Source organism: Roseivirga seohaensis (assembly GCF_001592945.1).
Classification (GTDB): Bacteria; Bacteroidota; Bacteroidia; order Cytophagales; family Cyclobacteriaceae; genus Roseivirga; species Roseivirga seohaensis.
This window is the reverse complement of record NZ_LRPB01000003.1, coordinates 30,948-57,725: the sequence shown is the minus strand read 5'-3', so window position 1 is coordinate 57,725 and position 26,778 is coordinate 30,948. Positions and strand designations below refer to the sequence as shown.

The 26,778-nt window shown below is 39.3% G+C and carries 25 protein-coding genes; 19 read left to right on the top strand and 6 right to left on the bottom strand.

The genetic code is table 11. The features are described from left to right. The first annotated feature begins 209 nt into the window (after window positions 1-209). Window positions 210-668 carry a CPBP family intramembrane glutamic endopeptidase gene (locus AWW67_RS02105; RefSeq protein ID WP_260311260.1) on the top strand — a complete coding sequence of 153 codons (459 nt, stop codon included), beginning with the start codon at window positions 210-212 and terminating at the stop codon, window positions 666-668. Window positions 669-888: 220 nt separating this feature from the next. Then, window positions 889-1,581, top strand: coding sequence for a hypothetical protein (locus tag AWW67_RS02100; protein ID WP_062299911.1), 693 nt, complete (start codon window positions 889-891; stop codon window positions 1,579-1,581). 27 nt (window positions 1,582-1,608) lie between these two features. Here the strand turns inward: AWW67_RS02100 and AWW67_RS02095 are convergent, their stop codons facing one another. Beyond that, a complete protein-coding gene (locus tag AWW67_RS02095; RefSeq protein ID WP_053224026.1) occupies window positions 1,609-1,848 on the bottom strand; it encodes a hypothetical protein in 240 nt (79 codons plus the stop codon). A gap of 6 nt (window positions 1,849-1,854) precedes the next feature. Beyond that, on the bottom strand, window positions 1,855-4,668 hold the full coding sequence (gene carB, locus AWW67_RS02090) for a carbamoyl-phosphate synthase large subunit (RefSeq protein WP_062299909.1): 2,814 nt from the start codon (window positions 4,666-4,668) through the stop codon (window positions 1,855-1,857). 192 nt (window positions 4,669-4,860) lie between these two features. Here carB and AWW67_RS02085 point away from each other — a divergent pair, with 192 nt between their 5' ends. Then, entirely contained in the window at window positions 4,861-5,280 is a 420-nt protein-coding gene (locus AWW67_RS02085; protein ID WP_062299907.1) for a hypothetical protein, read from the top strand. Between the two features lie 213 nt (window positions 5,281-5,493). Further along, entirely contained in the window at window positions 5,494-5,934 is a 441-nt protein-coding gene (locus AWW67_RS02080) for a hypothetical protein (RefSeq protein WP_062299905.1), read from the top strand. Window positions 5,935-6,035: 101 nt separating this feature from the next. Here the strand turns inward: AWW67_RS02080 and lpdA are convergent, their stop codons facing one another. The 3 genes from lpdA to AWW67_RS02065 are packed head-to-tail and all read right to left on the bottom strand — an operon-like array spanning window position 6,036 to window position 11,759. Then, window positions 6,036-7,436, bottom strand: a complete 1,401-nt coding sequence (lpdA, locus tag AWW67_RS02075) for a dihydrolipoyl dehydrogenase (RefSeq protein ID WP_062299903.1) — start codon at window positions 7,434-7,436, stop codon at window positions 6,036-6,038. Between the two features lie 30 nt (window positions 7,437-7,466). Next, window positions 7,467-9,002, bottom strand: a complete 1,536-nt coding sequence (gene odhB / locus AWW67_RS02070) for a 2-oxoglutarate dehydrogenase complex dihydrolipoyllysine-residue succinyltransferase (RefSeq protein ID WP_062299901.1) — start codon at window positions 9,000-9,002, stop codon at window positions 7,467-7,469. Between the two features lie 6 nt (window positions 9,003-9,008). Further along, on the bottom strand, window positions 9,009-11,759 hold the full coding sequence (locus tag AWW67_RS02065; protein ID WP_062299899.1) for a 2-oxoglutarate dehydrogenase E1 component: 2,751 nt from the start codon (window positions 11,757-11,759) through the stop codon (window positions 9,009-9,011). Between the two features lie 393 nt (window positions 11,760-12,152). Here AWW67_RS02065 and AWW67_RS02060 point away from each other — a divergent pair, with 393 nt between their 5' ends. From AWW67_RS02060 to AWW67_RS01990, 15 genes are all read left to right on the top strand, one after another. Next, on the top strand, window positions 12,153-12,425 hold the full coding sequence (locus AWW67_RS02060) for a hypothetical protein (protein ID WP_141655358.1): 273 nt from the start codon (window positions 12,153-12,155) through the stop codon (window positions 12,423-12,425). A 15-nt stretch (window positions 12,426-12,440) separates the two neighbouring features. Beyond that, entirely contained in the window at window positions 12,441-13,610 is a 1,170-nt protein-coding gene (locus AWW67_RS02055) for a DUF4221 family protein (RefSeq protein ID WP_176699983.1), read from the top strand. Between the two features lie 2 nt (window positions 13,611-13,612). Beyond that, complete coding sequence (locus tag AWW67_RS02050; protein ID WP_062299894.1) at window positions 13,613-13,867, top strand: hypothetical protein; 255 nt, start codon at window positions 13,613-13,615, stop codon at window positions 13,865-13,867. 11 nt (window positions 13,868-13,878) lie between these two features. Next, window positions 13,879-15,042, top strand: a complete 1,164-nt coding sequence (locus AWW67_RS02045) for a DUF4221 family protein (RefSeq protein ID WP_062299892.1) — start codon at window positions 13,879-13,881, stop codon at window positions 15,040-15,042. A 61-nt stretch (window positions 15,043-15,103) separates the two neighbouring features. Further along, a complete protein-coding gene (locus AWW67_RS02040) occupies window positions 15,104-15,508 on the top strand; it encodes a hypothetical protein (protein ID WP_062299890.1) in 405 nt (134 codons plus the stop codon). A gap of 109 nt (window positions 15,509-15,617) precedes the next feature. After that, entirely contained in the window at window positions 15,618-16,718 is a 1,101-nt protein-coding gene (locus AWW67_RS02035) for a DUF4221 family protein (protein WP_062299888.1), read from the top strand. Window positions 16,719-16,896: 178 nt separating this feature from the next. Further along, window positions 16,897-17,154, top strand: coding sequence for a hypothetical protein (locus AWW67_RS02030; RefSeq protein WP_062299886.1), 258 nt, complete (start codon window positions 16,897-16,899; stop codon window positions 17,152-17,154). Window positions 17,155-17,290: 136 nt separating this feature from the next. After that, window positions 17,291-17,854 (top strand): 30S ribosomal protein S16, encoded by a 564-nt coding sequence (locus AWW67_RS02025; RefSeq protein ID WP_062299884.1) that lies wholly within the window; start codon window positions 17,291-17,293, stop codon window positions 17,852-17,854. Between the two features lie 11 nt (window positions 17,855-17,865). Continuing rightward, window positions 17,866-18,399, top strand: a complete 534-nt coding sequence (gene rimM / locus AWW67_RS02020; RefSeq protein WP_062299882.1) for a ribosome maturation factor RimM — start codon at window positions 17,866-17,868, stop codon at window positions 18,397-18,399. Between the two features lie 3 nt (window positions 18,400-18,402). Next, window positions 18,403-19,080: a tRNA (guanosine(37)-N1)-methyltransferase TrmD gene (trmD, locus tag AWW67_RS02015; protein WP_062299880.1), complete on the top strand. Its 678-nt coding sequence runs from the start codon at window positions 18,403-18,405 to the stop codon at window positions 19,078-19,080. Window positions 19,081-19,166: 86 nt separating this feature from the next. Then, window positions 19,167-19,526 carry a 50S ribosomal protein L19 gene (rplS, locus tag AWW67_RS02010; protein WP_053224041.1) on the top strand — a complete coding sequence of 120 codons (360 nt, stop codon included), beginning with the start codon at window positions 19,167-19,169 and terminating at the stop codon, window positions 19,524-19,526. 134 nt (window positions 19,527-19,660) lie between these two features. Beyond that, window positions 19,661-20,431: a diaminopimelate epimerase gene (gene dapF, locus AWW67_RS02005; protein WP_062299878.1), complete on the top strand. Its 771-nt coding sequence runs from the start codon at window positions 19,661-19,663 to the stop codon at window positions 20,429-20,431. Window positions 20,432-20,500: 69 nt separating this feature from the next. Beyond that, window positions 20,501-23,854 (top strand): preprotein translocase subunit SecA, encoded by a 3,354-nt coding sequence (gene secA, locus AWW67_RS02000; protein ID WP_062299876.1) that lies wholly within the window; start codon window positions 20,501-20,503, stop codon window positions 23,852-23,854. Further along, window positions 23,847-24,374, top strand: coding sequence for a hypothetical protein (locus AWW67_RS01995; protein WP_062299874.1), 528 nt, complete (start codon window positions 23,847-23,849; stop codon window positions 24,372-24,374). Before secA ends, AWW67_RS01995 begins: the two co-directional genes overlap by 8 nt. Further along, window positions 24,371-25,567 carry a M20 metallopeptidase family protein gene (locus tag AWW67_RS01990; protein ID WP_053224045.1) on the top strand — a complete coding sequence of 399 codons (1,197 nt, stop codon included), beginning with the start codon at window positions 24,371-24,373 and terminating at the stop codon, window positions 25,565-25,567. The genes AWW67_RS01995 and AWW67_RS01990 overlap by 4 nt, the downstream gene beginning before the upstream one ends. A 54-nt stretch (window positions 25,568-25,621) precedes the next feature. Here AWW67_RS01990 and sucD read toward each other — a convergent pair whose 3' ends face one another. Next, window positions 25,622-26,497 carry a succinate--CoA ligase subunit alpha gene (sucD, locus tag AWW67_RS01985; protein ID WP_053224046.1) on the bottom strand — a complete coding sequence of 292 codons (876 nt, stop codon included), beginning with the start codon at window positions 26,495-26,497 and terminating at the stop codon, window positions 25,622-25,624. Window positions 26,498-26,778: the final 281 nt, after the last annotated feature.

Genomic DNA, 26,778 nt, shown 5'->3' with positions numbered 1-26,778 from the left:
TTCTAATTATTCTTCTTGCATCCTGGTTAATGCTCTTTCTTTTTGAAAAGAAGAGTCTGTTGGCTTTATGCTTTACACCAGTAACCAAAAGGCTCAAACAGTTCGGATTGGGTTTTTTAGTTTCCGCGGTTATTTGCACCATGGTTACCCTTGTGCTGGCAGTTTTAAGATCTGAAACCTGGCTTCTGAGTGACCAATTTAGTTTTACATTGCTCCTCGATTCAGTTTGGTACGATCTCAAATCCGTATTCACCGAAGAGCTGATTTACCGAGGTGCTCTACTTTACCTCCTGATCAAAAAACTAGGCGGTAAGAAAGGGGTATTGATTTCGGCAACTGCTTTTGGCGTCTACCATTGGTTTTCGTTTGGCGCATTTGGGAATGTGGTGCCCATGATTTATGTATTTCTACTGACAGGCTTAATGGGGTTGGTTTGGGCATATGCCTTTGCTAAAACAGAATCTATCATGCTTCCTTTTGGTCTTCATCTTGGCTGGAATGCCATTAACAACGGACTGTTTTCTAAAGGCCCTTTGGGTGAAATAGCCTTGGTTTCAACTGGTGGAACTGAGCCAGAAGGAGCAATTATGATTTTGGGGCTGGTGATTTCTGTATTTGTGCCGCCTTTGGTTACTTGGTTGTATGTTAGGCATGGGATTAAAGAATAATTGGAATTGCTATACGAACCATTTCTCCAAGAACCTTCACTAAAACTTCCTTATAGCACTCTATTATTTATCGCTATAAGGAAGTTTTAATAAATTACATGGGATATATGCGCCACAAACGTGGCGTATACATAATGTTATTTTTAATTCATTTATGACTAAAGAGAATTTACTAATATCTAAACATCCATTACTTAATTTCATTCACAACAATCAATTTATGGATGATACTATTAAATCATTAACCCACTTCACGACTTGTTTTGAACAACACTCTGAAATTGTCAAAGTCTGGAAGTTTTTTGAACATCGAGACCTACAATTAGCATGGTTGGACAATCATATTTCTGGCTATCTAATTGACGTTGAAAACCTAAAAGATAAAGCTCAACTTTTAAAATCCTCACCACAGGAAACTGGTGTTATTTTTTTGAACAATCCGATTTATCCAGTTTTTTCAGAGGTTCCTGAATATATAAAAGATATAAACGCACAGAATTACCCAGTTAACACCATTGTATATTCTTGGTTAGATTCAGACGAACACTCCAAATTACAAGGATACTATGATCCCAAAGCCCCAAACCCTCCAAATGATCGAGACCTTTTAATCCTGCCATTCTTTGAGAATACTTTAACTCTAATGTCAGATATTTTTCATGTTACCAGTCCCGATGAAATTTATGGTTGGGAATATGAAATGGCTGAAGGCCGCGGTTGGTATGGTAACATTCTGGATTTTGTGATGTCGTATATAATCTTTTACAACTATTTTGATGATTTGGAAACTCCATTGCCCAGAACATCTAACTTCCATCATGATCGAACATTGATGACCAGTGGATCAAATAAAATTGAAATATTCCAAAGGCTAAAAGGAAGATATCCCCCCACTGGTCGCGTCTCGCTGTGACCAAAAAAGCACAAAAAAAGAGGTGGATTAATCCACCTCTTCGTAATCTACATATTCTCCTCCTCTGAAATTATCAGAGGATTTTTCTTTCGTATTCTTAGGCGCGTAGTCAACATTGATTTTCCCTTCGGGACGATGTTGTTGCGTATACTGTTGGCGAGCGCCAGCCGTTCTTTGCTGGCCTGTTAGGCCTGCTACAAAAAAGCGGAGCACATTGCGGATTATCCAGCCAATTAGAATTACGAAGAATAAAAATTTAAAAAACATATCGTTTTACCTGCTTAGGTACAAATTCCTTTTAGAGTAGATGTCCAAGAAATAATCATCCATTAGGTCATCTATAAAGTAAATTGCCTCACCAGTAGATTTCATCTCTGGCCCAAGTTCCTTGTTTACGTTCGGGAATTTATGGAATGAGAAAACCGGTTCTTTAATGGCGTAGCCCTTCTTAACTGGCTTAAAGTCAAAGTCTTTGATCTTTTTCTCACCCAACATTACCATTGTAGCGTACTTTACATATGGCTCTTGGTAGGCTTTACCTATAAACGGAACGGTTCTCGATGCCCTTGGGTTCGCTTCAATGATATAAACTTTATCATTTTTTATGGCGAACTGAATATTGATGAGCCCGACAGTGTTTAGCGCAAGTGCAATTTTCTTGGTGTGTGCCTCAATTTGTCTGATGATGAAATCACCGAGACTGTAAGGAGGTAGCACAGCATATGAGTCGCCAGAGTGAATTCCGGCAGGCTCAATGTGCTCCATAATTCCTATGATGTACACATCTTCTCCATCGCAAATGGCATCGGCTTCTGCTTCAATCGCATTTTCTAAGAAGTGATCGAGTAACACGCGGTTACCAGGGATGTCTTTTAGGATATTGACCACGTGTTCTTCAAGCTCTTGCTCGTTGATCACAATCTTCATGCTCTGGCCTCCTAACACGTATGAAGGACGCACCAATAATGGAAAGCCTAGTTCTTTAGAAAGCTCCAAGGCTTCATCAGCATCTTCAATTACACCAAATTTAGGGTAAGGAATATCGTTTTCGGCCAACAGGTCAGAGAAACGGCCTCTGTCTTCCGCTAAATCAAGGGCATTGTAGCTCGTTCCAATAATTTTGATTCCGTAACGATCGAGCTTCTCGGCCAGTTTCAAGGCAGTTTGCCCGCCCAATTGCACAATTACACCTTCTGGTTTTTCATGAAGAATAATGTCGTAAATGTGTTCCCAGAAAACAGGTTCGAAGTAGAGTTTATCTGCCACATCAAAATCTGTAGAAACCGTTTCAGGGTTACAGTTGATCATGATGGTTTCGTAACCGCATTCTTTGGCGGCCAATAAACCGTGAACGCAAGAGTAATCAAATTCAATTCCTTGCCCGATACGGTTTGGTCCCGAACCTAGAATAATTACTTTCTTTTTATCGCTGCTAATCGATTCGTTTTCTTCATCGAAAGAAGAGTAATAATATGGAGTTTGGGCTTCAAATTCTGCAGCACAAGTATCCACAAGTTTATACACTCGCTTAATGCCCATTTCATGTCTTTTAGTGAAAACTTCACTCTCAAGGCATTTAATCAAATGTGCGATTTGTCTGTCGGCATACCCTTTTTCCTTGGCCGTTCTTAGAAGGCTTTCAGGTAAAGATTCAAGGTTATGCTTTTCGATTTCATCTTCCAACTGGATCATTTCTTCAATTTGCTGAAGGAACCACTTGTCGATTTTCGTTTTCTTCTGAATGGTTTTTAACGGAATGCCAAGCTTAAAAGCGTCATAAATATGGAAGAGCCTGTTCCAACTTGGGTTTTCTAAGCTGTAAAGCAAGGCGGCTTGGTCTTTTAATTCCTTGCCATCGGCCCCTAATCCGTTACGCTTAATCTCTAAAGATTGACATGCCTTCTGAAGTGCTTCTTGGAAGTTTCGGCCAATTCCCATGGCTTCACCTACCGACTTCATTTGCAAACCAAGCTTTCTGTCAGAACCTTTGAATTTGTCAAAATTCCAACGAGGTATTTTTACGATTACATAATCCAGTGCAGGCTCAAAGAAGGCTGAGGTGGTTTTAGTAATCTGGTTTTTCAATTCATCTAAGTTGTAACCAATGGCCAACTTAGCGGCAATTTTCGCAATTGGGTAACCAGTAGCCTTAGAAGCCAGTGCCGAAGACCTTGAAACACGAGGGTTGATTTCTATACCAATGATGGTGTCATCTTCTGGGCTTACAGAGAACTGTACATTACAGCCTCCTGCAAACTGACCAATGGCGTTCATCATTTTGATGGCCAAATCACGCATTTCCTGATAGACAGTGTCAGGTAAAGTCATGGCTGGCGCAACTGTGATCGAGTCGCCAGTATGGACACCCATTGGGTCAAAGTTCTCGATAGAACAGATGATGATGACGTTGCCAATATTGTCTCTGAGTAATTCTAGTTCGTATTCTTTCCAGCCCAAAATACTTTGCTCTACCAATACTTCGTGAATTGGTGAAGCATTTAAGCCATGCGTTAGCGCAGCGTCAAATTCTTCTTGGGTGTTCACAAATCCACCACCATAGCCTCCTAATGTATAGGAAGGACGAATCACGAGCGGAAAACCAATTTCTTGCGCAATTTCTTTTCCTTTTAAGAAAGATGTTGCGGTTTCTCCTTTACAAACGTTGACATCTATTTCTTGCATCTTCAACCTGAACTTCTCACGATCTTCAGTAGTTTCGATGGCATTAATGTCTACGCCAATAATTCTCACATCATACTTTTTCCAGATTCCTGCTTTGTCACAGTCAATTGCCAAATTGAGTGCAGTTTGGCCTCCCATAGTTGGTAGAACTGCGTCAATTTTATGCTTTTCTAGAATTTCAATGATGGACCTTTTTGTTAAAGGCTTCAAATAAACGTTATCGGCCGTTACCGGATCGGTCATGATTGTGGCAGGATTGGAATTGATGAGGGTTACCTCGATTCCTTCTTCCCTTAATGATTTTGAGGCTTGAGTACCAGAATAATCAAATTCACAAGCTTGTCCGATGATGATTGGCCCACTTCCGATGATGAGGACAGATTTTATACTATTGTCTTTAGGCATTTGTAAGGGGTACGTGCGGTTTTACTAGGGTGTAAATTGGCACAAAGTTATAGCGTAAAACTTATAATCAAAACCAATGGAAAGCTTATTCTTAGATTTGGTATCTAAGGCTGAAATTCTAAAAGTTTTCAGAAAGGCAGAAAGAAAAAAAGCTTAAATTCAGATGAACATTTTATACTAACAAACAACACTATGAAAAATTTGAAGTCACTTTTAACACTTACTTTAAGCTTGCTTTTAGCGGTTTCTATCGTAGGCTGTGCATCAGGAAAAGCATCGGCTACTGCTAAGGTGGAAAAGAAGGCCAAAGAAAAAGCTTATGACCCAAGAGGAGTTTGGGATTATACCGTGCAAACCCCTGATACCGATAGCTATGGAATAATGAGAATTACAGGAGATAATGGTCTTTATGCTGCAGTGATGGAAACTGATCAATTCGGGACATTGAATGTAACTGGATTTACAGTGGTAGGTAATGCTTTTTCTGGCTCTATTGATGTTATGGGTACTACAGCAAGTATTGAGGGTACTTTTGATGGCGAAAGTATGGCTGGATACGTAAATATGGGGGCTGACTCTTTCCCAGTGCAAGCCACGCGTAAATCAAAATAGGCTAGCTCTAACTATTTTTATTAATCATTAGAAACCTGCTGAACAGCAGGTTTTTTTATGTAAACATCACTTTGTTGAGTCTGATTCTAAAATTGGGAATTTTATCCCATAGTGGGTAGGAATAGTTTTTAAAACCTCTCACCTCTTCCTCTTTTGGCTGATTTTATATATGGCTTAGTGTTTGGTAAATGATAACTGACCAACTCTTAAGACATGAATAAGTACTCAAAATCGGCTATGGCTTTAGTCTTTTATTTATCCATATTAATAAGTGGCTGTCAGGGAGCAAGGGTTTCAGGAAACGGATTTTTCGATTCAAGAAATGAAAACCTAAAAGAGGCTTTGATGGGGGAATGGGAAGCTTTAGATGAAGAGAAGGTTCTTTTTCAATTCTCGAAAATTGAAAAGGGAATAAAAATGAAAATTGATAATGAAGAGAAGGAAATATTCGACTTCAGTTGCGATGGAGATATTCGCTTTTCATTTGGATACTTGAACAGTGATAATGATACAGTTTATGTAGCTGCACAATTCAAGACTTACGAAATGAAGACGCTTGAGGGCTTACAGTCCCTTCAAAATAATAATTCATCGGAGGTTAGTTTTTTTAGTTTAAACAGAAAGTTGAACGCAGAAATAAAGGGGCAACAATAAGAAATTGAGTTTTAATAAAAGTTGAGTTGAGTTTTTAGGTTAAAAATAGAGAAGGCCGTCATTTGACGGCCTTCTCTTATTTTATGCTATGTAAGTTTTGTCTAAATGTGCAACGCTCTATTGTCAGTTGCTGCTAAACAAGCCTCTTTGAAAGCTTCGGTATAAGTTGGGTGCGCATGCGACATTCTTGCAATGTCTTCGGCACTTGCCCTGAACTCCATGGCTACAACGGCCTCAGCAATCATGTCTGCTGTTCTTGGTCCAATCATATGTACGCCAAGAATTTCATCGGTCTTTTTATCAGCCAATACTTTTACTAAACCGTCAGTGTCCATTGAAGCACGAGCACGACCTGAGGCTTTGAAAGGGAAAGAACCAGTTTTGTATTCAACTCCTTTTTCTTTCAACTGCTCTTCAGTATAACCTACAGCAGCCACTTCTGGCCAAGTATACACCACACCAGGAATTAGGTTGTAATTGATGTGTGGCTTTTGTCCCATAATAGTTTCTGCAACAAAAACGCCTTCTTCTTCAGCCTTATGGGCTAACATGGCGCCTTTGATTACATCACCAATGGCATATACATTGTCCACTTTGGTTTTTAAATGCTCGTCAACCTCAATTCTGCCGCGATCATCTGGCGTAATGCCAATGTTTTCTAACCCCAAACCTTCGGTATAAGGTTTTCTTCCAATTGAAACCAAGCAGTAATCTGCGTTCAGTTCAACAGTTTCGCCTTTGCTGTTTTCAGCTTTAACAGTTACGTTTTTCGCTGTGCCTTTTACCTCGGTTACTTTATGTCCTAAGTAGAAGTTGAAACCGAGTTTTTTCAATGATTTCTTCAACTCACGCCCCATAGTGCTGTCCATCGTTGGGATAAGCGAATCCATGTATTCCACCACAGAAACTTCGGCACCCAAACGGGCATACACCGAACCTAACTCCATACCGATTACACCACCACCAATCACGATCATGTGTTTTGGCACTTCTTTAAGTTCTAAGGCTTCGGTAGAAGTAATGACACGCTTTTTATCAATTGTGATGAAAGGAAGCGAAGAAGGTTTTGAACCCGTAGCAATAATAACTTTATCCGTTTCAAGCTTGGTTTCTTTACCGTCTTTGTCGGTTACTTTGATGTTGTTTTTATCGATGAACGATCCAACACCCGTGTGAACATCAATTTTGTTCTTCTTCATTAAGAAGGCAATGCCATTCACGTTATCGGTTACCACACCTGCTTTGCGATCGATCATTTGCTTTAGGTTTACCTTAAGGTTATCTAATTCAATGCCGTGCGTTTTAAAGGTGTGCGCTGCGTTATGGTAATGTTCTGAAGAATCGAGTAATGCTTTTGAAGGAATACAACCTACGTTTAAGCAAGTACCACCTAATGTATCGTATTTTTCGATGATGGCCGTTTTCATTCCCAGTTGTGCGCAACGAATTGCCGCTACATAACCACCGGGTCCCGAACCAATCACTGTTACATCATATTTCATATCTACGATTTTGGATGTTTGATTTTAGATTTATACTCCTAATAATAATCTTGTTGGATCTTCTAGTAATTCTTTCACTCTTACTAAGAAGCTTACCGACTCTCTTCCGTCCACAATTCTGTGATCGTAAGAAAGGGCTAAGTACATAATAGGAAGAATTTCAACCTGACCATTTACTGCCATTGGGCGCTCTACAATGTTGTGCATTCCCAAAATAGCCGACTGCGGAGCATTGATAATTGGTGTTGAAAGCATAGAACCGAAAATACCTCCATTAGTAATTGTGAAGGTTCCTCCAGTCATTTCCTCAATCGTAAGTTTACCATCTCTCGCTTTCATGGCCAACCTCATTACTTCTTTTTCAATTTGGTCGAAGCTCATGCTTTCTGCATTTCTGATTACAGGAACCATCAAACCTTTCGGGGCTGAAACGGCAATAGAAACGTCTACGAAATCATGGTAAACGATTTCGTTACCATCAATTTGAGCGTTTACAGCTGGCCAGTCTTTGGCCGCCATAGTTACCGCTTTGGTAAAGAACGACATAAAGCCTAAGCCAATCTCGTGCTTCTCTTTAAACGAATCTTTGTACTTTTTACGAATGTCCATGATAGGTTTCATGTTCACTTCGTTGAAGGTAGTAAGCATTGCAGTTTCGTTTTTCACTGAAACCAAACGCTTGGCCACTGTTTTTCTTAAAGCCGACATGCGCTCTCTACTTTCATTACGTCCACCTGGAACACTAATGGCTGGAGCTGAATCTTCTTTTTTGCTTTCCGCTGCTTTAGGCGCTGGTGCCGATTTTTGAGCACTTTCTGCATCTTCTTTGGTAATTCTACCATCAACGCCTGTTCCTTTAACTGATTTAGGGTCAATACCTTTTTCAGCTAAAATTTTAGCCGCTGCAGGAGAGGCATGGCCTGTAGCGTAAGTTTGATCTTGTGAAGCAGATTGAGAAGCAGGAGCAGCACCAGATGCTACTTTTGCTTCAGATTTAGCAGGGGCACCACCTTCGGTTACCTCAATTTTACAAATCGTTGCACCGATTTCGATAGTGTCGCCTTCTTCTGCAATAATGGTAAGTATACCCGATGCTTCGGCAGGCAATTCAAAAGTTGCTTTGTCCGAATCTACTTCAGCAATAATCTCGTCAAGCTCTACATAATCGCCAGTGTTTTTCAACCAGCTAGAAATGGTTACTTCAGTAATAGATTCGCCTACAGTAGGAACAATCATTTCTTTAGTTTCACCAGTAGATTTAGGGCCAGTACTTTCTTTGGCTTCAGCTTTCGGAGCTTCTTTTTCTGGAGCAGGGGCGCTACTTCCAGCTGCATCTGTGTCAATTTCACAGATGGTCGCACCAATTTCTAACGTTTCGCCTTCTTGGGCAATAATGTGCAATTTACCTGCAGCTTCGGCATTTAGTTCAAATGTGGCTTTGTCTGATTCTAGCTCACAAATAACTTCGTCCATTTCTACAGACTCTCCTTCTTTTTTGAACCATTGGGCAATTGTAACCTCGGTTATTGACTCTCCAACGGTAGGTACTTTGATTTCAAGACTCATGATTTTTTAATTTTTTGCGAAAGCTTGATCGACTAATTTTTCTTGTTCGGCAGCGTGTACTTTAGCGTAGCCTGTTGCAGGTGAAGCACTCGCTTTACGAGATATTAATGTAAGGACTTTGTCTTTATAGGCTCTTAATATAAACGACCAGTAACCCATGTTTTCAGGCTCTTCTTGTACCCAGAAAACTTCCGCACCTTTATATTGGCTTAGGATTTCGTTCACTTGATTAGTTGGGAATGGCTGAATTTGCTCAACCCTCACTATAGCCACATCCTTACGCTTGTCTGCTTCTTGGCGCTCAAGCAAATCGTAGTAGATTTTTCCTGAACAAAGAAGAACACGTTTTACAGATTTAGCAGTTGCATAGTCATCGCCAATTACCTCTTGGAAACGACCTGAAGTAAAATCTTCCACCGGTGAAACTACCTTAGGATGGCGCAATAAAGATTTAGGCGACATCACCACCAATGGTTTTCTGAATTCCCATGTCAGCTGTCTTCTCAATGCGTGGAAGAAGTTGGCCGGAGTGGTAATATTGGCCACTACCATGTTGTATTCAGCGCTCAACTGTAAGTAACGCTCAGGTCTTGCGTTTGAATGCTCTGGGCCTTGACCTTCATAACCATGTGGTAAAAGAAGTACCATTCCATTCATGCGTTGCCATTTGGTTTCAGAACATGAAATGAACTGATCTACCATTACTTGGGCACCGTTGGCAAAATCACCGAACTGGCCTTCCCACAATGTAAGAGCATTTGGGTTTGCCATGGCATAGCCAAATTCAAAGCCCATTACGCCAAATTCTGAAAGCAGAGAGTTATAAATCTCGAATTTGTTATCTGCTCCAAGATGGTTTAAGCTATTGTAGGCTTCGTTGGTGTTGGCATCATGCAATACAGCGTGTCTGTGTGAAAAAGTTCCTCTTTGCACATCTTGACCGGTTAAACGTACTTTCTTACCATCCAATAGAAGCGAGCCGTAAGCCAGAAGTTCACCAGCGGCCCAGTTCAAAGACTTCTCTTTGAAGAACATGTCCTTACGTTGTTTTAGCTGCTTTTCGATTTGCTTTAAAGGCTTAAATCCTTTTGGAATAGTAGTTAAGGCGTCCGCTACTTTCTTGAGCGTATCATTTGAAATTCCAGTTTCTGGAGACTGTTCAAAATCCTCTGGTTTAGATCTTCTCAAGTTCCTCCATTCTTCTTCCAAAGGTTGGTAGATGTACGGAAGTGGCTTTTGCTTCACCAAATTGAGTCTATCTTGAAGCAATGCTCTAAATTCTTTGTCTAATTTCTTAGCTAGAGCGGCTTCAATTTCTCCCTTTTCAATGAGTTGTTTATTGTAAACCTCGCGTGGGTTAGGGTGTTTTGAAATCACATTATATAGTGAAGGCTGTGTGAACTTAGGTTCATCGCTTTCGTTGTGGCCGTGTCTACGGTAGCAAACCATGTCCACGAAAATATCTTCACCAAATTTTTGTCTGTACTCAGTAGCAAACTGAACGCAGAACACTACCGCTTCTGGATCATCACCATTAACATGAAGTACAGGTGCGTCAATAATTTTTGCTACATCAGTACAATAGATACTTGAACGAGCATCGTCAAAGTCGGTAGTAAAACCAACTTGGTTATTAATTACAAAGTGGATAGTTCCGCCTGTATTGTAGCCTTCAAGATTACCCATTTGAGTAACCTCATATACTATACCTTGAGCTGCAACGGCTGCATCACCGTGAATAAGGATTGGTAGTATTTTAGAGCGGTCTCTATTGTATTCCTCATCACCTTTGGCCCTTACAAAGCCTTCAACCACCGGGTTTACTGCTTCTAAGTGAGAAGGGTTAGGTGCTAGTTTAAGTTCAACTTTTTCGCCATTTACCGCAGTAATTTGGCTCGAAAATCCCATGTGATATTTAACGTCACCATCGCCCATAGTAAGGTCTGGTGTAGAGTTGCCTTCAAATTCGCTAAAGATTTGTTCATAGGTTTTGCCCATAATATTAGCCAAAACATTTAAACGGCCACGGTGGGCCATTCCAATCATTACTTCTTTAACACCAAGTTCGGCACCTTTATTAATAATAGCATCCAATGCAGCGATTGTAGTTTCACCACCTTCCAAAGAGAATCTTTTCTGGCCCAAGTATTTGGTGTGAAGAAAGTTTTCGAAAACTACGGCTTCGTTAAGCTTGCTAAGAATTCTTTCGCGCTGGGCATGAGACGGCTTAAATGAAAGCGCATCTTTTTCAATTTTCTCTCTAAGCCACTTTAGTTTCTCTGGATCACGAACATACATGTATTCGAAGCCGACAGTTCCTTCATATATGTATTTAAGTGTTTCAATGATTTTTCTTAAAGGTGCTTTGCCAATTCCCAACTCTTCACCAGAGATGAATTGAGTATCTAAGTCTGACTCACTTAAGTTGAAGTCAGCCAAATCAAGAATTGGTTTTCTATCTTTTCTTTCCCTAACAGGGTTGGTTTTAGACCTTAGGTGCGCTCTAGTTCTGTAAGCATGGATCAGGTTTCTTACCTGAACCTCTTTGTCAGAAACGGTATTAGTACCAGTTGTAGTTTGAGCAGTGCTCGAAGCCTGACCATCTGGTAGCATTGAATACTCCGTTTGAGCGAACTCAAAACCTTCGAAAAATTTTTTCCAACCCTCATCAATACTGTTGGGGTCATTTTTGAATTGCTGATAAAGGGCTTCTAAAGCCTTAGGATCTGCATTGCTTAAATAAGAATAATTATCCATGAACAGGTGTTTGCCTCTTATGAGTACCAAAGGTAGACCTTTAGTTTAGTTATTGAAAACTGTTTATGCGGTTATATAAATGTATTTATTTTTCTATATCAAAATGAGGTTTTTGTTCTTAATCGTATTTAGTGGCTTAGGGTTGTGTTTGTGTGGGAGAATATCTTCTACATAAGAGTGATTAGCCACTCTGTCTTTCATAGTGAAGTATTGAAAACAACTATAGTCTTCTTAGTTTTAAAATATTAAATGAATATAGAATACGTATGGTAATACCTTATAGAAGGCGTATGAAGTGTATAAAGTGCAAAATAAAAAAAAATATGTAATAATTTGATTTACGAAATTTTCTATTTAGGTTTAAATCATGTTTTACTTTTATCAAGAATGATTATGAAAAATAGATTTTTAATTATGGGTATGGGCTTGTTGTTGGCTAGCTCTTTTGCTTTCAGGTATGTCCCGGATTATTACTCTAAGTGTCTTACAAATGCGAAAGATATGAATGGTAATGATGTGCCTAATGACTACTACTGTAATATTACAACTGAACAATATAATGGGGAATCAACAGATTTAGCTGTATGCGAATGGGAAAGCGGAGATTTTGCTTATTCAAGGTGTTCAGGGAATAGTTTGTATTTTTTTCCAGAAATGTACAATTAAATGTGTAAACATTTATTGATTCTCTTCTTGTTAATTGTCAGTGAGTTTGTGGGTGATGCAAGGCAGTACATAAGGGAGGTGGATGTTGATTTCCCATTTAAAGTTATTAAGGGAGATAGTATGACTTTTGAACTTGATGAAAGGACTGTACATCCATGGGCTCCAGGGAGTTGTTTCCAGTATTTGTCTTCCGAAGATGCGGTAGCTTACTTAAATAAAATTGATGCCAGCATAAAATTATTTGACGTAAAATCAGGTACTATAGTGTTGAGTGTGCCATTATCCATAGAAGGTCCGGATTCTGTTGGTCCTGAGCCTGTTTCGTTTTATTGGGTTAATAGGGATTCTATTTTTGTATTCTCAAATTTGAACAATGGGCGTTTAAGTCTTCTTAATAGCAAAGGGGAAAAATATAGAAACTATGAACTGAATTCAACTAGTGATGAGCTTGCTCATACTGTTGAGTTAAAACGAATTTCTGGAGGTATTAGCTATTCTAAACAGATGAATGCTTTATTCTTAGGGTTACGTGTTTATTCCCCTCAGAAGATGCTCAAAAGAGCACCGTACTTGAAGCTGGATATAGCCTCGGGGAAATTAGATTACTTTACTAATCCACAACCGTATGCTAAAAGTGATTTAGGAAAAATTCCTTTTGATCACAGATTTGGTTCAACTGCTGTTTTTTACAATGATCTATCCAATGAGTTGATTTTGGATTTCGCGCTATCACCTGATTTGTGGGTAAAAAGAGATAGTGATAAATGGTTGATTTTTAGAGCGCAAAGTGTCTATTATGAAAAACCTTTGTTCTTAAAATCGGAGCTCACGAAATATAAGAATAATAGAAGGAAATATATTGACGAGGTGAGGCTGATGCCACGGTATTCAGCGTTGGTTTACGATCAATATCGGGATGTTTATTATCGTATTGGGAGGCTTCCTTTCAATAGGGAGTTATCAAAAAGAAGAGATATGGGTGAGGAGTTAAAGATATATCAAGAGTTCTCAATTCAGGCTTTTGATAAGGATTTCAAGAAAATTGCGGAGAATAAATTTTTTGATGAGAATCTTCTTTTTGAACAGGGGTTATTTGTCAATGAAGAAGGGTTATGGTTGTTGCGCCCACAAGGAGAGGATGAGGATGTTATGGAATTTAAATTAATGAAAATATTAAAAAAATAATTATGAAAAAAATTACACTTATTACAGTATATAGCTTTGTGAGTTTGTTTATTGTGCCTTTCTATATTGTTCCAGATGAAGAGTATTGCCTGATACAAGAAAATATGTATCAGGGGTACTGTGATGCTATAACAATAAAGGGAGCAGAAGGAGAAGATGATATTTTAATTTCTCGGTGTGTCGCAGCAGATATGTCAGCCCCCAATGAAAGTGGTAAACAGAAATGTTCTGGAAACTCAATAGAGCCATTAAACTAATTGTTTTAATAATGAGGAAGCTTGTTTTGTGTTTCTTAATAGCTAAAGTATGTACTGTTTGTGTAGGGCAAACAGTACAATTTACTAATGAGGTATTTGGAAAAGTTATAGACCTAAAGCTTGATAATGAAACTGCTATGCCATGGTATTTTGGTAGTGTGTTTCAGTATTGTGATGATACAGATTTACTGGCTTACTGGAATGGGATAACTAAATCCATAAAGTACTTTGATTTAGAGTCGGGAGAAACTGTAAAAGAAACCAAACTTTCACCTTATGGCCCTGAGGCTATACCCGGTGAACCTTACTATTTTTATTATCATAACAAGGATTCGATTTTTATCTTTTCAGAATTTCAGAATTCCAAACTTTTTTTGGTGAATGATAGAGGAGGTAAAGTTGATACCTTCGATTTTGAAGCTAAAGATGGGTATCGTTTTACACCATTTCCAAGATTGACTAGAGTTTCAGGAGCCATTGTTGTCCACAAGGAACATTTTTTCTTATCATTCAACATTTCAGAGCAGAAGGAACGGAATAGTGTTGCACCAGTTTTAAAATATAACATGGTAACCAAGGAACATGGTTTTTTAAAAGAACCTGGTGCATATAGGGATTTAGATTTGTCACGAATACCCAAAGGAGGACAGCATGAATTCTATGAGTCTCGATTAGCCTTCAATGCTGATAATAATGAAATGGTAATTAATTACCCACTGAGCCAAAAACTCTATGTTTTAAGAGACGGGATAGTAAAAGAAGTAGAGGCAAAAAGCAAGAGTGTTAAGGGGTTTGAATTGCTCTCTAGAGACAAAAATAGATTTGAAGTTAATGATGTAGGATATAAAAAGATTGTGTTCGGAAGCGCAAGATACTTTGGGATTTTCTATGATCAATATAATAAGCTTTTTTATAGATTAGTTAAATTGGATAATGTTTCAAAAACGGAATCAAAGTATTTATCAAATTCCAAAAAGTACGTGCCTGACTCTTACTCATGGATGATATTTGATTCTGGCTTGAGTAAAAAAACAGAAGTTTTATTTACATCTAGAGAGGCGACTCCCGAAAAGGGTGTTTTTGTGAGTCCTAAGGGTTTATGGGTTTTGTTGCCAAATAGTAAAGGGGAGGATATTATGTCTATTGGGTTATTGAAATTTAATGAGAAGGATTAAAGTATTTTTAACAGTGTTTGGGTTATTGACAATAAGTCTGAGTTGTAGTAGGCATTCAGAAATGGACTATTCACTCTTTTTGAAAGAGGCTGGCTTTGAGGTTGATAATGAAGAATTTATGTTAGTTATTCCTCAGAATGGTTGCTCGACTTGTGTGAAAAAATCTTATGGCTTTCTTTTAAAGAACTATGAAAGCCCCAAAATAAAATATGTTTTTACGCACTATTCCTCTCAGAAGGCAATCAAGGTTAGGTTGAATGTTTTGGGCAAGGAGGATGTTTCCCGAATTGGATTTATCGATTTGCGTGTAGCCTTAGAGAATGGGCTATCTCAAATGTATCCCTCTTTGTTAGAAATTGGTAAGGATGGTAAGGCAAAAGTTACTTTTATGAATGCAGAAGACGGCTCTGATTGGCAGTGGCTTGAGGAACAGATGGAACAGGATTCTGAACCCTATAAATTTTAACTTTTGTGCTTAATTGAATATGAAAACTAGTATGGGGAGCTTGTTGAAAAAATATCTTTTTTGTGTTCATGCTTTGTTGAGCAGCCTATTGCTCTTTTGTCCTTTGTCAATGAGTGCTCAGAAAGCTCAAGTTGGAGTGGTAGGTGAGTTAGATCTTCACTTGGACAATGAAACGGCACCTCCTCCTTCTTTTGGTAGTTCGTTTCAATACTGTGAAGACCGTAAGGCAATTGTCTACTACAACAGAATAACAAATGCTCTTAAGTACTTCGATTATAAAACAGGTAAAGGCGTAGGGCAAACCCAGTTTGCCAAACAGGGGCCAGATGATATTGGGCCAGACCCTTACTATTTCCACTACCACAATAAGGATTCTATTTTTATATTGAGCAGGGGGACAAACTTTAGTATGTTCCTTATGAACTCAGAAGGTAAAAAGCTCAATACATTTCATTATTCAAGTGATGATTACAGTAAGGTGCGCTACCCAAGTGCCTCAACCCTTTTTGGGGCACTGGTAGTTAGGCCTCCTTTTGTTTACATTGGTTTGGAGATATCGGATAAAGAAGAACAAAACAAAGTAGCTCCTATCATTAAATTAGATATGAGTAACGATACCTTTGAATATCTAAAGGCTCCCTTGCCTTACCAAGGTTTTGATGTGCGTAGTACAGTTTGGAATAATTTCTATTACTTCTACAATTGCCGCATAACCCAAAACACTAAGAATGGAGATGTTATTATAAGTTTTCCCTTAGATCATAATGTCTACAGGCTTAGAAATGGCATTGTAGAGAAATTAGATGGAAAGAGTGATGCGATTGGAGAGTTTCATTTTCTTGAGAGAAAACGCCCCATAGTTTACGACCCTAACAACATTGATGTACACGCAATAGGTTTCAGTAGTGCGAGATATTATGGTGTTCTTTATAACCCTTATAAGGATTTGTATTACAGGGTGGGGGTGGTTGAAAAAGGCAAGAATACATACAGGCGGCTGTTAGCTGGAGAGGAGGTACGCGATCCTTTTATGTATTCAGTAACTGTTTTTGATGCAGACTTTAACAAACTTTCTGATGGAATCATAGATGGTTGGCATGCTTTGCTGGACAGGGGGATTTTTGTTACACCAGACGGGTTAAGTGGGCCACAGCATAGTGTTAAGGGGGAAGATATAATGGGGATTTCATTCATCGGTTTGAAAAAATGAAGAGAGTAATTATATGTTGTTTTGTGATATTACTTGGGTTGCAGAGCTGTAAGCATAGGTTAGAAATCGAATATAAACCTTTGTTTGAGGAGTCTTCGATAAAATTGAATAGTGAAGATTTGTGCTGGTAATCCCTCAAAATGGCTGTTCTAATTGTGTTAAGAAATCCTATGATTTTATGTTGTTACGTTACAATTCTCCTTTAATCAAATATGTTTTCATCAATTATGGATCGAAAAAAGGCATAAGGGTTAGGCTTAAAGTGCTGGGCGAAGAAGATACTTCTGGAATAGGTTTTATAGAGTTGTCTGTCGCATTAGATCATGGGCTTTCTCATATGTATCCCTCATTGTTGGAAATTGGTAAGGATGGAAAAGCGAAAGTTACTTTTATGAATGCCGAGGACGGCTCTGATTGGGAGTGGCTGGAGAAGTAAGATAGACACATTCTTTAGTAAGTCAGTTTTCTGAATCGTTTTATAATTAAAATATTACCCGTACATTTGCAGTCCATTTTTGAGACGTGATTTCAAAGATTAGAGGACGTGATCCTCGCTAAACTTTAAAAGTTAAATGGCAGTAAAAATCAGATTGGCCCGTAGAGGCCGCAAGAAGCAAGCGATTTACGATGTAGTTATCGCAGACGCAAGAGCACCACGTGATGGTCGCTTTATTGAAAAAATTGGTATTTATAACCCAAACACCAACCCAGCTACTATCAATATTGATAATGAGAAGGCGTTTCAGTGGGTTATGAATGGAGCTCAGCCTACAGATACTGTAAAGGCAATGCTTTCTTACCGAGGAGTTCTTTTAAGAAAACACCTTCAGATTGGTGTAATCAAAGGCGCAATTACTCAAGAAGAAGCTGATAAAAAATATCAGGCTTGGTTAGAGGGTAAAGAATCTCAGATTTCTGGTAAAGTAGAGCAATTAGCAAAAGCAAAAGATGACGCTAAGAAAGCGAAATTAGAAGCGGAAGCTAAGGTAAATGCTGCAAGAGCTGAGGCGATTGCTGCTAGAAAAGCAGAAGCAGAGGCTGCTAATGCACCGGCTGCTGAGGAAGAAGCTACTGAAGAAGTAGAGGCTCCTGCTGCAGAAGAAGCACCAGCTGCTGAAGAGAAAAAGGAAGATTAATTTATTCGGTCATGACGGTTGAAGATTGTTACCAATTAGGGTATATCGTTAAACCGCACGGCTTAAAAGGTGAGGTTCAGGTCTTATTAGACGTGGACTATCCTGATGAATATAAAACATTGGAATCAGTTTTTGTCCAACAAGGGCAACAACTGGTTCCTTTTTTTATTACCGCTATCTCCTTAAATGGAGATAAAGCCATAATTAGGTTTGAGGATACGGATTCTCTAGAGTTAGCACAGTCGCTTAAAGGTTGTGTGCTTTATTTGCCTTTATCTACTCTTCCAGAACGAGAGGAAGGAGATTTTTATTTTCATGAACTCGTAGGCTTAGAGTTAATCGATGTGAATACGGATGAGGCTGTTGGTATGATTGAGAATGTGTTTGAGGCTGGTCCGCAAACATTGCTGTCGGTAAAGCATAAAACTTCTAAGGAAGTATTGATTCCGTTGACGGATGAGCTGATAAAGGAAATAGACAAAGAGAATAATCAAATTCACATGTTTGTTCCTGAGGGTTTGGTAGATGTTTATTTAGAAGATTAATCCATGAGAATTGACATCATTACCTTATTACCACGGTTGCTTGATAGTCCTTTTTCACACTCTATATTAAAAAGAGCGCAGGATAAAGGTTTAGCAGAAGTGGTAGTGCATGATTTGCGTGAATTCTCAACCAGCAAGCAGCGTCAACTTGATGATTATGCTTATGGCGGTGGGGCAGGCATGGTGATGATGATTGAGCCGATTGATTTGTGTATTTCTAAATTAAAGGCTGAGCGTGATTATGATGAAGTTATTTATATGACTCCTGATGGGGAATTGCTGAATCAAGGAATTGCGAATGAACTTTCCTTAAAAGGGAATCTTATTTTACTGTGCGGTCATTATAAAGGAGTAGACGAAAGAGTAAGAGAGCATTTTATTACCCGAGAAATTAGCATTGGAAATTATGTGCTATCGGGAGGGGAATTGGCAGCCGCTGTGGTAGCGGATGCTATAATTAGACTGCTGCCCGGGGTATTGTCTGACGAAACTTCGGCTCTGACGGACTCTTTTCAAGATGATTTGGTAGCTCCACCAGTCTATACACGGCCTGCGGAGTATAAAGGAATGGTTGTGCCAGAAGTGCTTTTATCGGGTCATCAGGCCAAGATTGAAGAATGGAGGTATGAGCAATCTGTAGCGCGAACTAGGGCTAGGCGACCTGGATTGCTAGATGAATAAAAAATTATTGATAGCCTGCTTGTTACAAAAACATTTTCCATATATTTGCAGTCCGATTTTAGACGAGGCTGTTAGAGATAGAAATCATGAGTGATCTTATCAAATTTATAGAGCAAGAAAATAACGAAGTAAGAACTTCGATGCCACAGTTCAATCCAGGTGACACTATCAATGTGCACGTGAAGATTAAAGAAGGTGGTAAAGAGAGAATTCAGCAGTTTCAAGGAACTGTGATTCAGAGAAAAAACCCAGGCACAAACGGTGAGACTTTCACAGTAAGAAAGATTTCTAACGGTGTTGGTGTTGAAAGAGTGTTCCCACTGCTTTCTCCAAATGTCGATAAAATCGAAGTGCTTAGAAAAGGTAAAGTAAGAAGAGCTAAATTATTCTACTTAAGAGGTAGACATGGTAAAGCTGCTAGAATTAAAGAGAAGTTGACTAAATAGTCATTCCTTTAAAAAGAATTTAAACCTCCATTTTGGGGGTTTTTTTATGCCTTATATTTTTTCTGCGCCAATATGTCACCTTTTTAAATAAGGCTCATTTATTGTTCCTTTGCCCACCAAATAAGAATTTATCAGTGGTGATTCAATTTCATAAATATCAAGGTACAGGCAACGATTTCGTAATGATCGATAATCGTGATTTGAAATTCGATAAATCGGACCTTTTGCTCATCGGAAGATTGTGCGACCGAAGGTTCGGAGTAGGCGCAGATGGTGTCATTCTTATAGAGAATCACCCCGAACTCGACTTCGAAATGATTTACTTTAACCCTGATGGCTCACAGAGTTTGTGTGGTAACGGAAGCCGTTGTGCGGTTATGTTTGCCAAAAGTTTAGGAATTATCGACAATGAAACCGGGTTTTTAGCCATTGATGGGGTTCACTCCGCTTTTATTGATGAAGATGAAGTACACTTATTAATGAATGATGTTGCCGAACATGAATTGATCGGTAACGACTTTCTAATCAATACAGGTTCTCCTCATTACATAAAATATGTACCGAATGCGCACGATATTGATGTTGTGCAAACAGGTAGAGATATTCGTTATTCTGACCGCTTTAAAGAGGATGGAGTAAATGTGAACTTTATTGAGGAGTGCCCAAACAACTCACTTGTAATTAGGACGTATGAGAGAGGTGTTGAAAACGAGACTTTGTCTTGCGGTACTGGATGTACTGCTGCGGCATTGTCTTTTGCACTTAAGGGTGCAGAATCGCCCATTAGGCTTAATGCTGTTGGTGGAGAACTTCAAGTCTCTTTTAACCAAGAGGGCGATATTTTTAAGGATATCTATTTGATAGGTCCTGCAGAAAAAGTATTCGAAGGAGTAATAGAGCTGTGAATATAAATCAAGCTTATGTTTCCTTTTTCTATACAAGAAATTAACTTTAGACCATATTAAAAATACAGTATGAGTTTTTTAACAAAGGGGTTAGCAAAGGTTTTCGGATCAAAGTCAGATCGCGATATTAAAGAGGTAAAACCTTACGTTGACAAGATCAATAAGGCGTTTGCCGAAATGAGGAACATCTCTGATGAGGCCTTAAGGGGGAAGACCCAAGAAATTAAAGGAAGGATTAAAGACTACCTTAAAGAAATTGATGGAGAGCTAGAGGCACTTCATAAAAGAATTGATAGCGAAACTGGTCTTGAGATTGCTCAAAAAGAGAGCATTTTTGATCAAATAGATAAATTGGAAGAGAAGCGCGATGAAGAACTTGAAAAAGTACTTATGGATGTGCTTCCCGATGCCTTTGCTGTAGTAAAGGAAACCGCAAGAAGATTAAAAGAAGTAGGTAAACTTGAAGTTCAGGCCACTTTGCACGACAGGCAAATTGCGGCCATTGGCCCTCAGGTAGAAATTGTTGGTGAAACAGCGGTTTGGAAGAATAAGTGGTTAGCTGCAGGCTCTGAGGTGACTTGGGAGATGCTTCACTACGATGTTCAACTTATCGGTGGAATTGTTTTGCATCAAGGTAAAATTGCCGAAATGGCTACTGGTGAAGGTAAAACGCTTGTGGCTACCTTGCCTGCCTACCTAAATGCTTTGGCCGAAAGAGGGGTTCACGTAATTACGGTGAACGACTATTTGGCAAAACGAGATTCAGAATGGATGGCGCCATTATTCCAGTTTCATGGGCTTACCATCGACTGTATTGATAAGCACCAACCTAACTCTGAACAAAGAAGACAAGCCTACCGTGCTGATATTACTTACGGAACTAATAACGAGTTTGGCTTTGATTATCTGCGTGACAACATGGCTAGAGAAGCCAAAGAACTTGTGCAGCGCAAGCATCATTATGCTATGGTCGATGAGGTCGATTCAGTATTGATCGATGAAGCCAGAACTCCATTAATTATTTCGGGGCCAATTCCTAAAGGGGATGAACACGAGTTTCATGAATTGAAGCCTCGCGTAACCAAATTGGTAGATGCACAAAAGAAGTTATGTTCTCAGTATTTGAACGATGCCAAAAGGTTAATTAAAGAAGGAAACGAGGAAGAAGGTGGATTAGCCTTGTTTAGAGCCTTCCGTGGTCTTCCAAAATATAAGCCATTGATTAAATTCCTTAGTGAAACAGGAATGAAGATGGTAATGCAGAAAACAGAAAACTTCTATCTGCAAGACAATCAGAAAAACATGCCTAAGGCAGATGAACCGCTTTACTTTACTATTGATGAAAAAACCAACGCGGTTAATCTTACTGAAAAAGGAACAGACTTGATTACTGGCGAAGGAGAAGATCCAAACTTCTTTATCATGACCGATATTGGAGAAGTAGTTGCCAGACTAGAGAAAGATGAAACTTTATCGGATGAGGAAAAGCTGAAACAAAAGGAAGAAGCTATTCAAGATTACTCCGTAAAAGGCCAGCGAATACATACCGTGAACCAGCTGCTAAAAGCTTATACCATGTTTGAAAAGGATACAGAATACATCCTTGATGGCGGTAAGGTGAAAATTGTAGATGAGCAAACCGGAAGGGTAATGGACGGTCGTAGGTATTCTGACGGACTACACCAAGCCATTGAAGCAAAGGAAAACGTGAAGGTAGAAGACGCTACTCAAACCTATGCTACAATCACATTGCAGAATTACTTCAGAATGTACCACAAACTGGCAGGTATGACGGGTACTGCCGAAACAGAAGCAGGTGAGTTCTGGGAAATCTATAAGTTGGATACAGTGGTAATTCCTACCAACAGACCAATTGCAAGAGAAGACAGAGAGGATAAAGTATATAAAACGGTAAGAGAAAAGTTTAATGCCGTAGTCGATGAAATCGTTGAGTTAACTGCTGAAGGCAGACCGGTACTTGTGGGTACTACTTCGGTTGAAATCTCAGAGATATTGAGTAGAATGCTTCATCTGAAAAAGATTGAGCACCAGGTATTGAACGCGAAACAACACGCTAGAGAAGCCGATGTTGTAGCCGCTGCTGGTAGACCAGGTACGGTAACCATTGCTACAAACATGGCGGGTCGTGGAACAGATATTAAACTATCGCCAGAATCTAAAGCTGCTGGCGGGCTTGCCATTATTGGTACAGAAAGACATGAGTCAAGACGAGTTGACCGTCAGTTAAGAGGTAGAGCGGGCCGTCAGGGAGACGCAGGTTCATCTCAATTCTTTGTTTCGTTAGAAGATAATCTAATGAGGCTTTTTGGCTCAGACAGAGTGGCCAAGTTAATGGATAGAATGGGATTGAAGGAAGGTGAAATGATTCAGCATTCCATGATTTCCAAATCTATTGAAAGAGCACAGCGTAAGGTGGAAGAAAATAACTTCGGTACTAGAAAACGACTTTTGGAGTATGATGACATCATGAACCAACAGCGTTCTGTGATCTACGAACGAAGAAGAAATGCGCTGATGGGCGAACGTCTACAGTTGGATATTATGAACATGATGTACGACACTTGTGAAGACATTGTGAACAATACAAAACCAACAAACGATTTCGATGGATTCAAACTGAGTTGCATTGGTACTTTAGGTATGGATACCAAAATTAATTTGGATCAATACACGCAATCTGATGTAAACACGCTTATCAATGATCTGTATGAAGAGGTTTATGCAGATTATAACAAGAAGAACAAGAATATAGCGGAAAAAACACTGCCGTTGATGAAGCATATTCAACAAGAAAAAGGCGCTACAGTTGAGAACATTCTCCTTCCATTTATTGATGGAAAAAGGCAGATTGGAGTGGCTGTTAACCTGAATAAGACTGTTGAAACAGAAAATGCTGAGCTGATCAAGGCCATGGAAAAATCTATTACACTAGCTGTAATTGACCAAACTTGGAAAGAACATCTTCGCGACATGGATGACTTGAAGCAGTCGGTACAGAATGCGGTTTATGAGCAGAAGGATCCACTTTTGATTTATAAATTCGAAGCTTTCCAATTGTTTAAAGCCTTCCTTTCTAAAGTAAATGAAGAAACCGTTTCTTTCTTAACCAAAGCCGATATCCCTCAACAAGCGCCAGATAGGGTGCAAGAGGCAAGAAGTAGAGGAAGTCAGCAGAAATTGAATGAGAGTAAGGAAGAATCTAAATCTGCTTTGGCAAGTAGACAAGATACTAGAAACAGACCTCCGGTAGAAAAAACAGCTCCTATTAAGTCTGAAAAGATTTATGGAAGAAACGATCGAGTAAATGTTCAGTATCAAGACGGAACCATTAAAAATGACGTTAAGTTTAAGCAAGTGGAAGAAGATATTCTGAGCAATAAATGCGTAGTTATTAATGATTAAGTCTGTTTCAAATACTTTATTGACTCTGACAGTAGTCCTGTTGGCGGTTGGTTGTACCAATCAGGCTATTCCTAAAAAGGATGTAAAGCGAGACGATGTTGATTTGAGTTATTCTGATGATTTATCGAAATATCGCCCAACTGTTAAGGTACAATCTAAAGAGGGCGATACAATCAAAGTATTGAATAATCAAGCCATCCGCTCAACTTATGAAATATCAGATAAGATGGATGCCGTGATGGATTCCATTGCCGTGAGAAATGACACCTTGGCAACACTTTCTGGCTATACCATTATGGTTTATTCTGGTACCAACGAAGTTGAGGCAGGTAGAATCAGAAATCGCCTTTTCGATATTCTTCCAGCAATGGAGGCGCAGATTCAGTACAAATTGCCGACCTATTTCGTGAAGATTGGAGAGTTCTATCAGCAGATAGAAGCCCAACCGCTTTATGAAAAAATAAAGAAATATTACCCAACCGCTACTGTAGTTCCAGAGCAATTCAAGCTTGAAAAATGAGTTTGTTGAATGACGTAAAAAAGCTTGCTGCTCAGTATGCAGAGGATACTGTTAATATTCGTAGGCATATTCATGCAAACCCCGAGCTTTCTTTCAAGGAGTTTGAAACCGCAAAATATGTGGCGGCTGAGTTGCGTAAATTAGGAATCGAACCAAAGGAAGGAGTGGCTGGAACAGGGTTAACCGCCTTAATTGAAGGAAGGAATCCAGCATCCAAAACGGTGGCTTTGCGTGCCGATATGGACGCTTTGCCGATTACGGAGCAAAATGAAGTTTCTTATAAATCTAAGAATATAGGGGTAATGCACGCTTGTGGTCACGATGTCCACACGTCATGTCTTTTAGGTGCCGCCCGTATTTTAGTGCAACTTAAAGATCAGTTTGAAGGAACTATAAAGCTTGTTTTTCAGCCGGGAGAAGAGAAAAACCCAGGGGGCGCATCTTTAATGATTAAAGATGGAGCTTTGGAAAACCCTAGACCAAATAATATGTTTGGGCAACATGTGATGCCGTATATTCCGACAGGGAAAGTTGGTTTTAGAGAAGGGCAATACATGGCCAGTGCTGATGAAATTTACCTTACCGTAAAAGGTAAAGGTGGTCATGCTGCACTGCCTGATAAAGTGATTGACCCTATTCTGATTGCATCGCATATCATTGTGGCGTTACAGCAAGTAGTGAGCAGAAATGCTGACCCTAAAAAACCAACCGTGCTTTCGTTTGGGCAAATTGAAGGTGGCCATGCGCAGAATATCATTCCCGATGAAGTTAAAATCGGAGGAACCTTTCGGGCTTTAGACGAGGAGTGGCGCTTTGAGGCACACAAAAAAATAAGAAGCATTGCTGAAGGACTTGCTGAGGCAATGGGAGGGAGTTGTGATGTGTTGATTGACGTTGGTTACCCTTACTTAACCAATGACCCGACAACTACGCAATCAGCACGTGCGGCAGCAACAGCTTATCTCGGTGCAGAAAATATTGTGGATTTAGATTTATGGATGGGGGCAGAAGATTTTGCCTACTATTCGCATGAGGTGCCTTCTTGCTTCTATCGTTTGGGAACAGGAAATTCAGTAAAAGGAACTACTTTGGGGGTGCATACACCTAAATTCAACATAGACGAAGATGCCATTGAATTGGGGATTGGTCTGATGGCTTGGATTGCCTTGAACCAACTTGCTTCCGCCCAATAGGACATAAAAAAAGCCTCAAAATGAGGCTTTAATATTTTCTAAGATTTATTCTTCTTAAGCTTTCAATAGTTCAGCCATTGTAGCTCCGATATCTGCAGGAGAATTAACTACAGTAATTCCGCACTCTGACATAATTTTCATTTTGGCTTCTGCAGTATCTTCTGCTCCACCAATGATTGCACCAGCGTGGCCCATTCTTCTGCCTGGAGGCGCTGTTTGACCAGCAATAAATCCAACTACAGGTTTTTTGTTTCCTGTTGATTTAATGTACTCAGCAGCAAGGGCTTCGTAGTTACCGCCAATTTCACCGATCATAACGATAGCGTCCGTTTCTGGATCGTTCATTAAAAGCTCTACGGCTTCTTTAGTAGGAGTTCCAATAATTGGGTCGCCACCAATACCAATTGCAGTAGAAATACCCAAACCGGCTTTCACCAACTGGTCAGCAGCTTCGTAAGTTAATGTACCTGATTTAGATACTAAACCAATTCTACCTTTTTTGAAAATAAAGCCAGGCATGATACCAACTTTAGCTTCGCCAGGAGTAATTACACCTGGGCAGTTAGGGCCAATCAAAGTAACATTTTTGTTTTTGATATATTCTTTAGCCATTACCATATCCTTTACAGGAATTCCTTCGGTAATAGCGATGATTACAGATATTCCAGCATCAGCCGCTTCCATAATGGCATCAGCCGCAAAAGCAGGTGGAACAAAAATAATGGAAACATCTGCACCTGTTGAAGTCACTGCGTCTTCAACAGTATTAAAAACAGGTTTGCCTAGGTGTAGCTGACCTCCTTTATTTGGAGTAACACCACCAACTACATTTGTACCATATTCAATCATTTGTTCAGCATGGAAAGTACCTTCAGAACCGGTAAATCCTTGAACTATAATTTTAGAATCTTTATTGACTAAAACACTCATTACAGCGGGTTTAAATTTGTGGCAAAAATAGAATAATAAATGGCTAAGCCAAAGGATTAATTGCTTGAGATGTTCCGTTTGGCTGAATTACAACCCAAGCTTTTGTGAACGAAAAAACTGTTAACCTTTTTTAACGAAATTTTATTCTGAAAACTGAAACAATTTTTATCGATTGTCGGTATACCTACCCATAAGTGTTTAGAAAGAAGAATTGATAAACAACACTTATCAGGTAAGAATATAGATTAAGGTTGATTATACATAGTTAGTTTTTAGTATTT

Excerpts from the sequence above, each read along its gene's own strand:
- AWW67_RS02100 (WP_062299911.1), top strand. The coding sequence starts at position 889 with ATGGATGATACTATTAAATCATTAACCCACTTCACGACTTGTTTTGAA.
- AWW67_RS02095 (WP_053224026.1), bottom strand. The coding sequence starts at position 1,848 with ATGTTTTTTAAATTTTTATTCTTCGTAATTCTAATTGGCTGGATAATC.
- carB (WP_062299909.1), bottom strand. The coding sequence starts at position 4,668 with ATGCCTAAAGACAATAGTATAAAATCTGTCCTCATCATCGGAAGTGGG.
- AWW67_RS02085 (WP_062299907.1), top strand. The coding sequence starts at position 4,861 with ATGAAAAATTTGAAGTCACTTTTAACACTTACTTTAAGCTTGCTTTTA.
- AWW67_RS02080 (WP_062299905.1), top strand. The coding sequence starts at position 5,494 with ATGAATAAGTACTCAAAATCGGCTATGGCTTTAGTCTTTTATTTATCC.
- lpdA (WP_062299903.1), bottom strand. The coding sequence starts at position 7,436 with ATGAAATATGATGTAACAGTGATTGGTTCGGGACCCGGTGGTTATGTA.
- odhB (WP_062299901.1), bottom strand. The coding sequence starts at position 9,002 with ATGAGTCTTGAAATCAAAGTACCTACCGTTGGAGAGTCAATAACCGAG.
- AWW67_RS02065 (WP_062299899.1), bottom strand. The coding sequence starts at position 11,759 with ATGGATAATTATTCTTATTTAAGCAATGCAGATCCTAAGGCTTTAGAA.
- AWW67_RS02060 (WP_141655358.1), top strand. The coding sequence starts at position 12,153 with ATGAAAAATAGATTTTTAATTATGGGTATGGGCTTGTTGTTGGCTAGC.
- AWW67_RS02050 (WP_062299894.1), top strand. The coding sequence starts at position 13,613 with ATGAAAAAAATTACACTTATTACAGTATATAGCTTTGTGAGTTTGTTT.
- AWW67_RS02045 (WP_062299892.1), top strand. The coding sequence starts at position 13,879 with ATGAGGAAGCTTGTTTTGTGTTTCTTAATAGCTAAAGTATGTACTGTT.
- AWW67_RS02040 (WP_062299890.1), top strand. The coding sequence starts at position 15,104 with ATGGACTATTCACTCTTTTTGAAAGAGGCTGGCTTTGAGGTTGATAAT.
- AWW67_RS02035 (WP_062299888.1), top strand. The coding sequence starts at position 15,618 with ATGAGTGCTCAGAAAGCTCAAGTTGGAGTGGTAGGTGAGTTAGATCTT.
- AWW67_RS02030 (WP_062299886.1), top strand. The coding sequence starts at position 16,897 with ATGTTGTTACGTTACAATTCTCCTTTAATCAAATATGTTTTCATCAAT.
- AWW67_RS02025 (WP_062299884.1), top strand. The coding sequence starts at position 17,291 with ATGGCAGTAAAAATCAGATTGGCCCGTAGAGGCCGCAAGAAGCAAGCG.
- rimM (WP_062299882.1), top strand. The coding sequence starts at position 17,866 with ATGACGGTTGAAGATTGTTACCAATTAGGGTATATCGTTAAACCGCAC.
- trmD (WP_062299880.1), top strand. The coding sequence starts at position 18,403 with ATGAGAATTGACATCATTACCTTATTACCACGGTTGCTTGATAGTCCT.
- rplS (WP_053224041.1), top strand. The coding sequence starts at position 19,167 with ATGAGTGATCTTATCAAATTTATAGAGCAAGAAAATAACGAAGTAAGA.
- secA (WP_062299876.1), top strand. The coding sequence starts at position 20,501 with ATGAGTTTTTTAACAAAGGGGTTAGCAAAGGTTTTCGGATCAAAGTCA.
- AWW67_RS01995 (WP_062299874.1), top strand. The coding sequence starts at position 23,847 with ATGATTAAGTCTGTTTCAAATACTTTATTGACTCTGACAGTAGTCCTG.
- AWW67_RS01990 (WP_053224045.1), top strand. The coding sequence starts at position 24,371 with ATGAGTTTGTTGAATGACGTAAAAAAGCTTGCTGCTCAGTATGCAGAG.
- sucD (WP_053224046.1), bottom strand. The coding sequence starts at position 26,497 with ATGAGTGTTTTAGTCAATAAAGATTCTAAAATTATAGTTCAAGGATTT.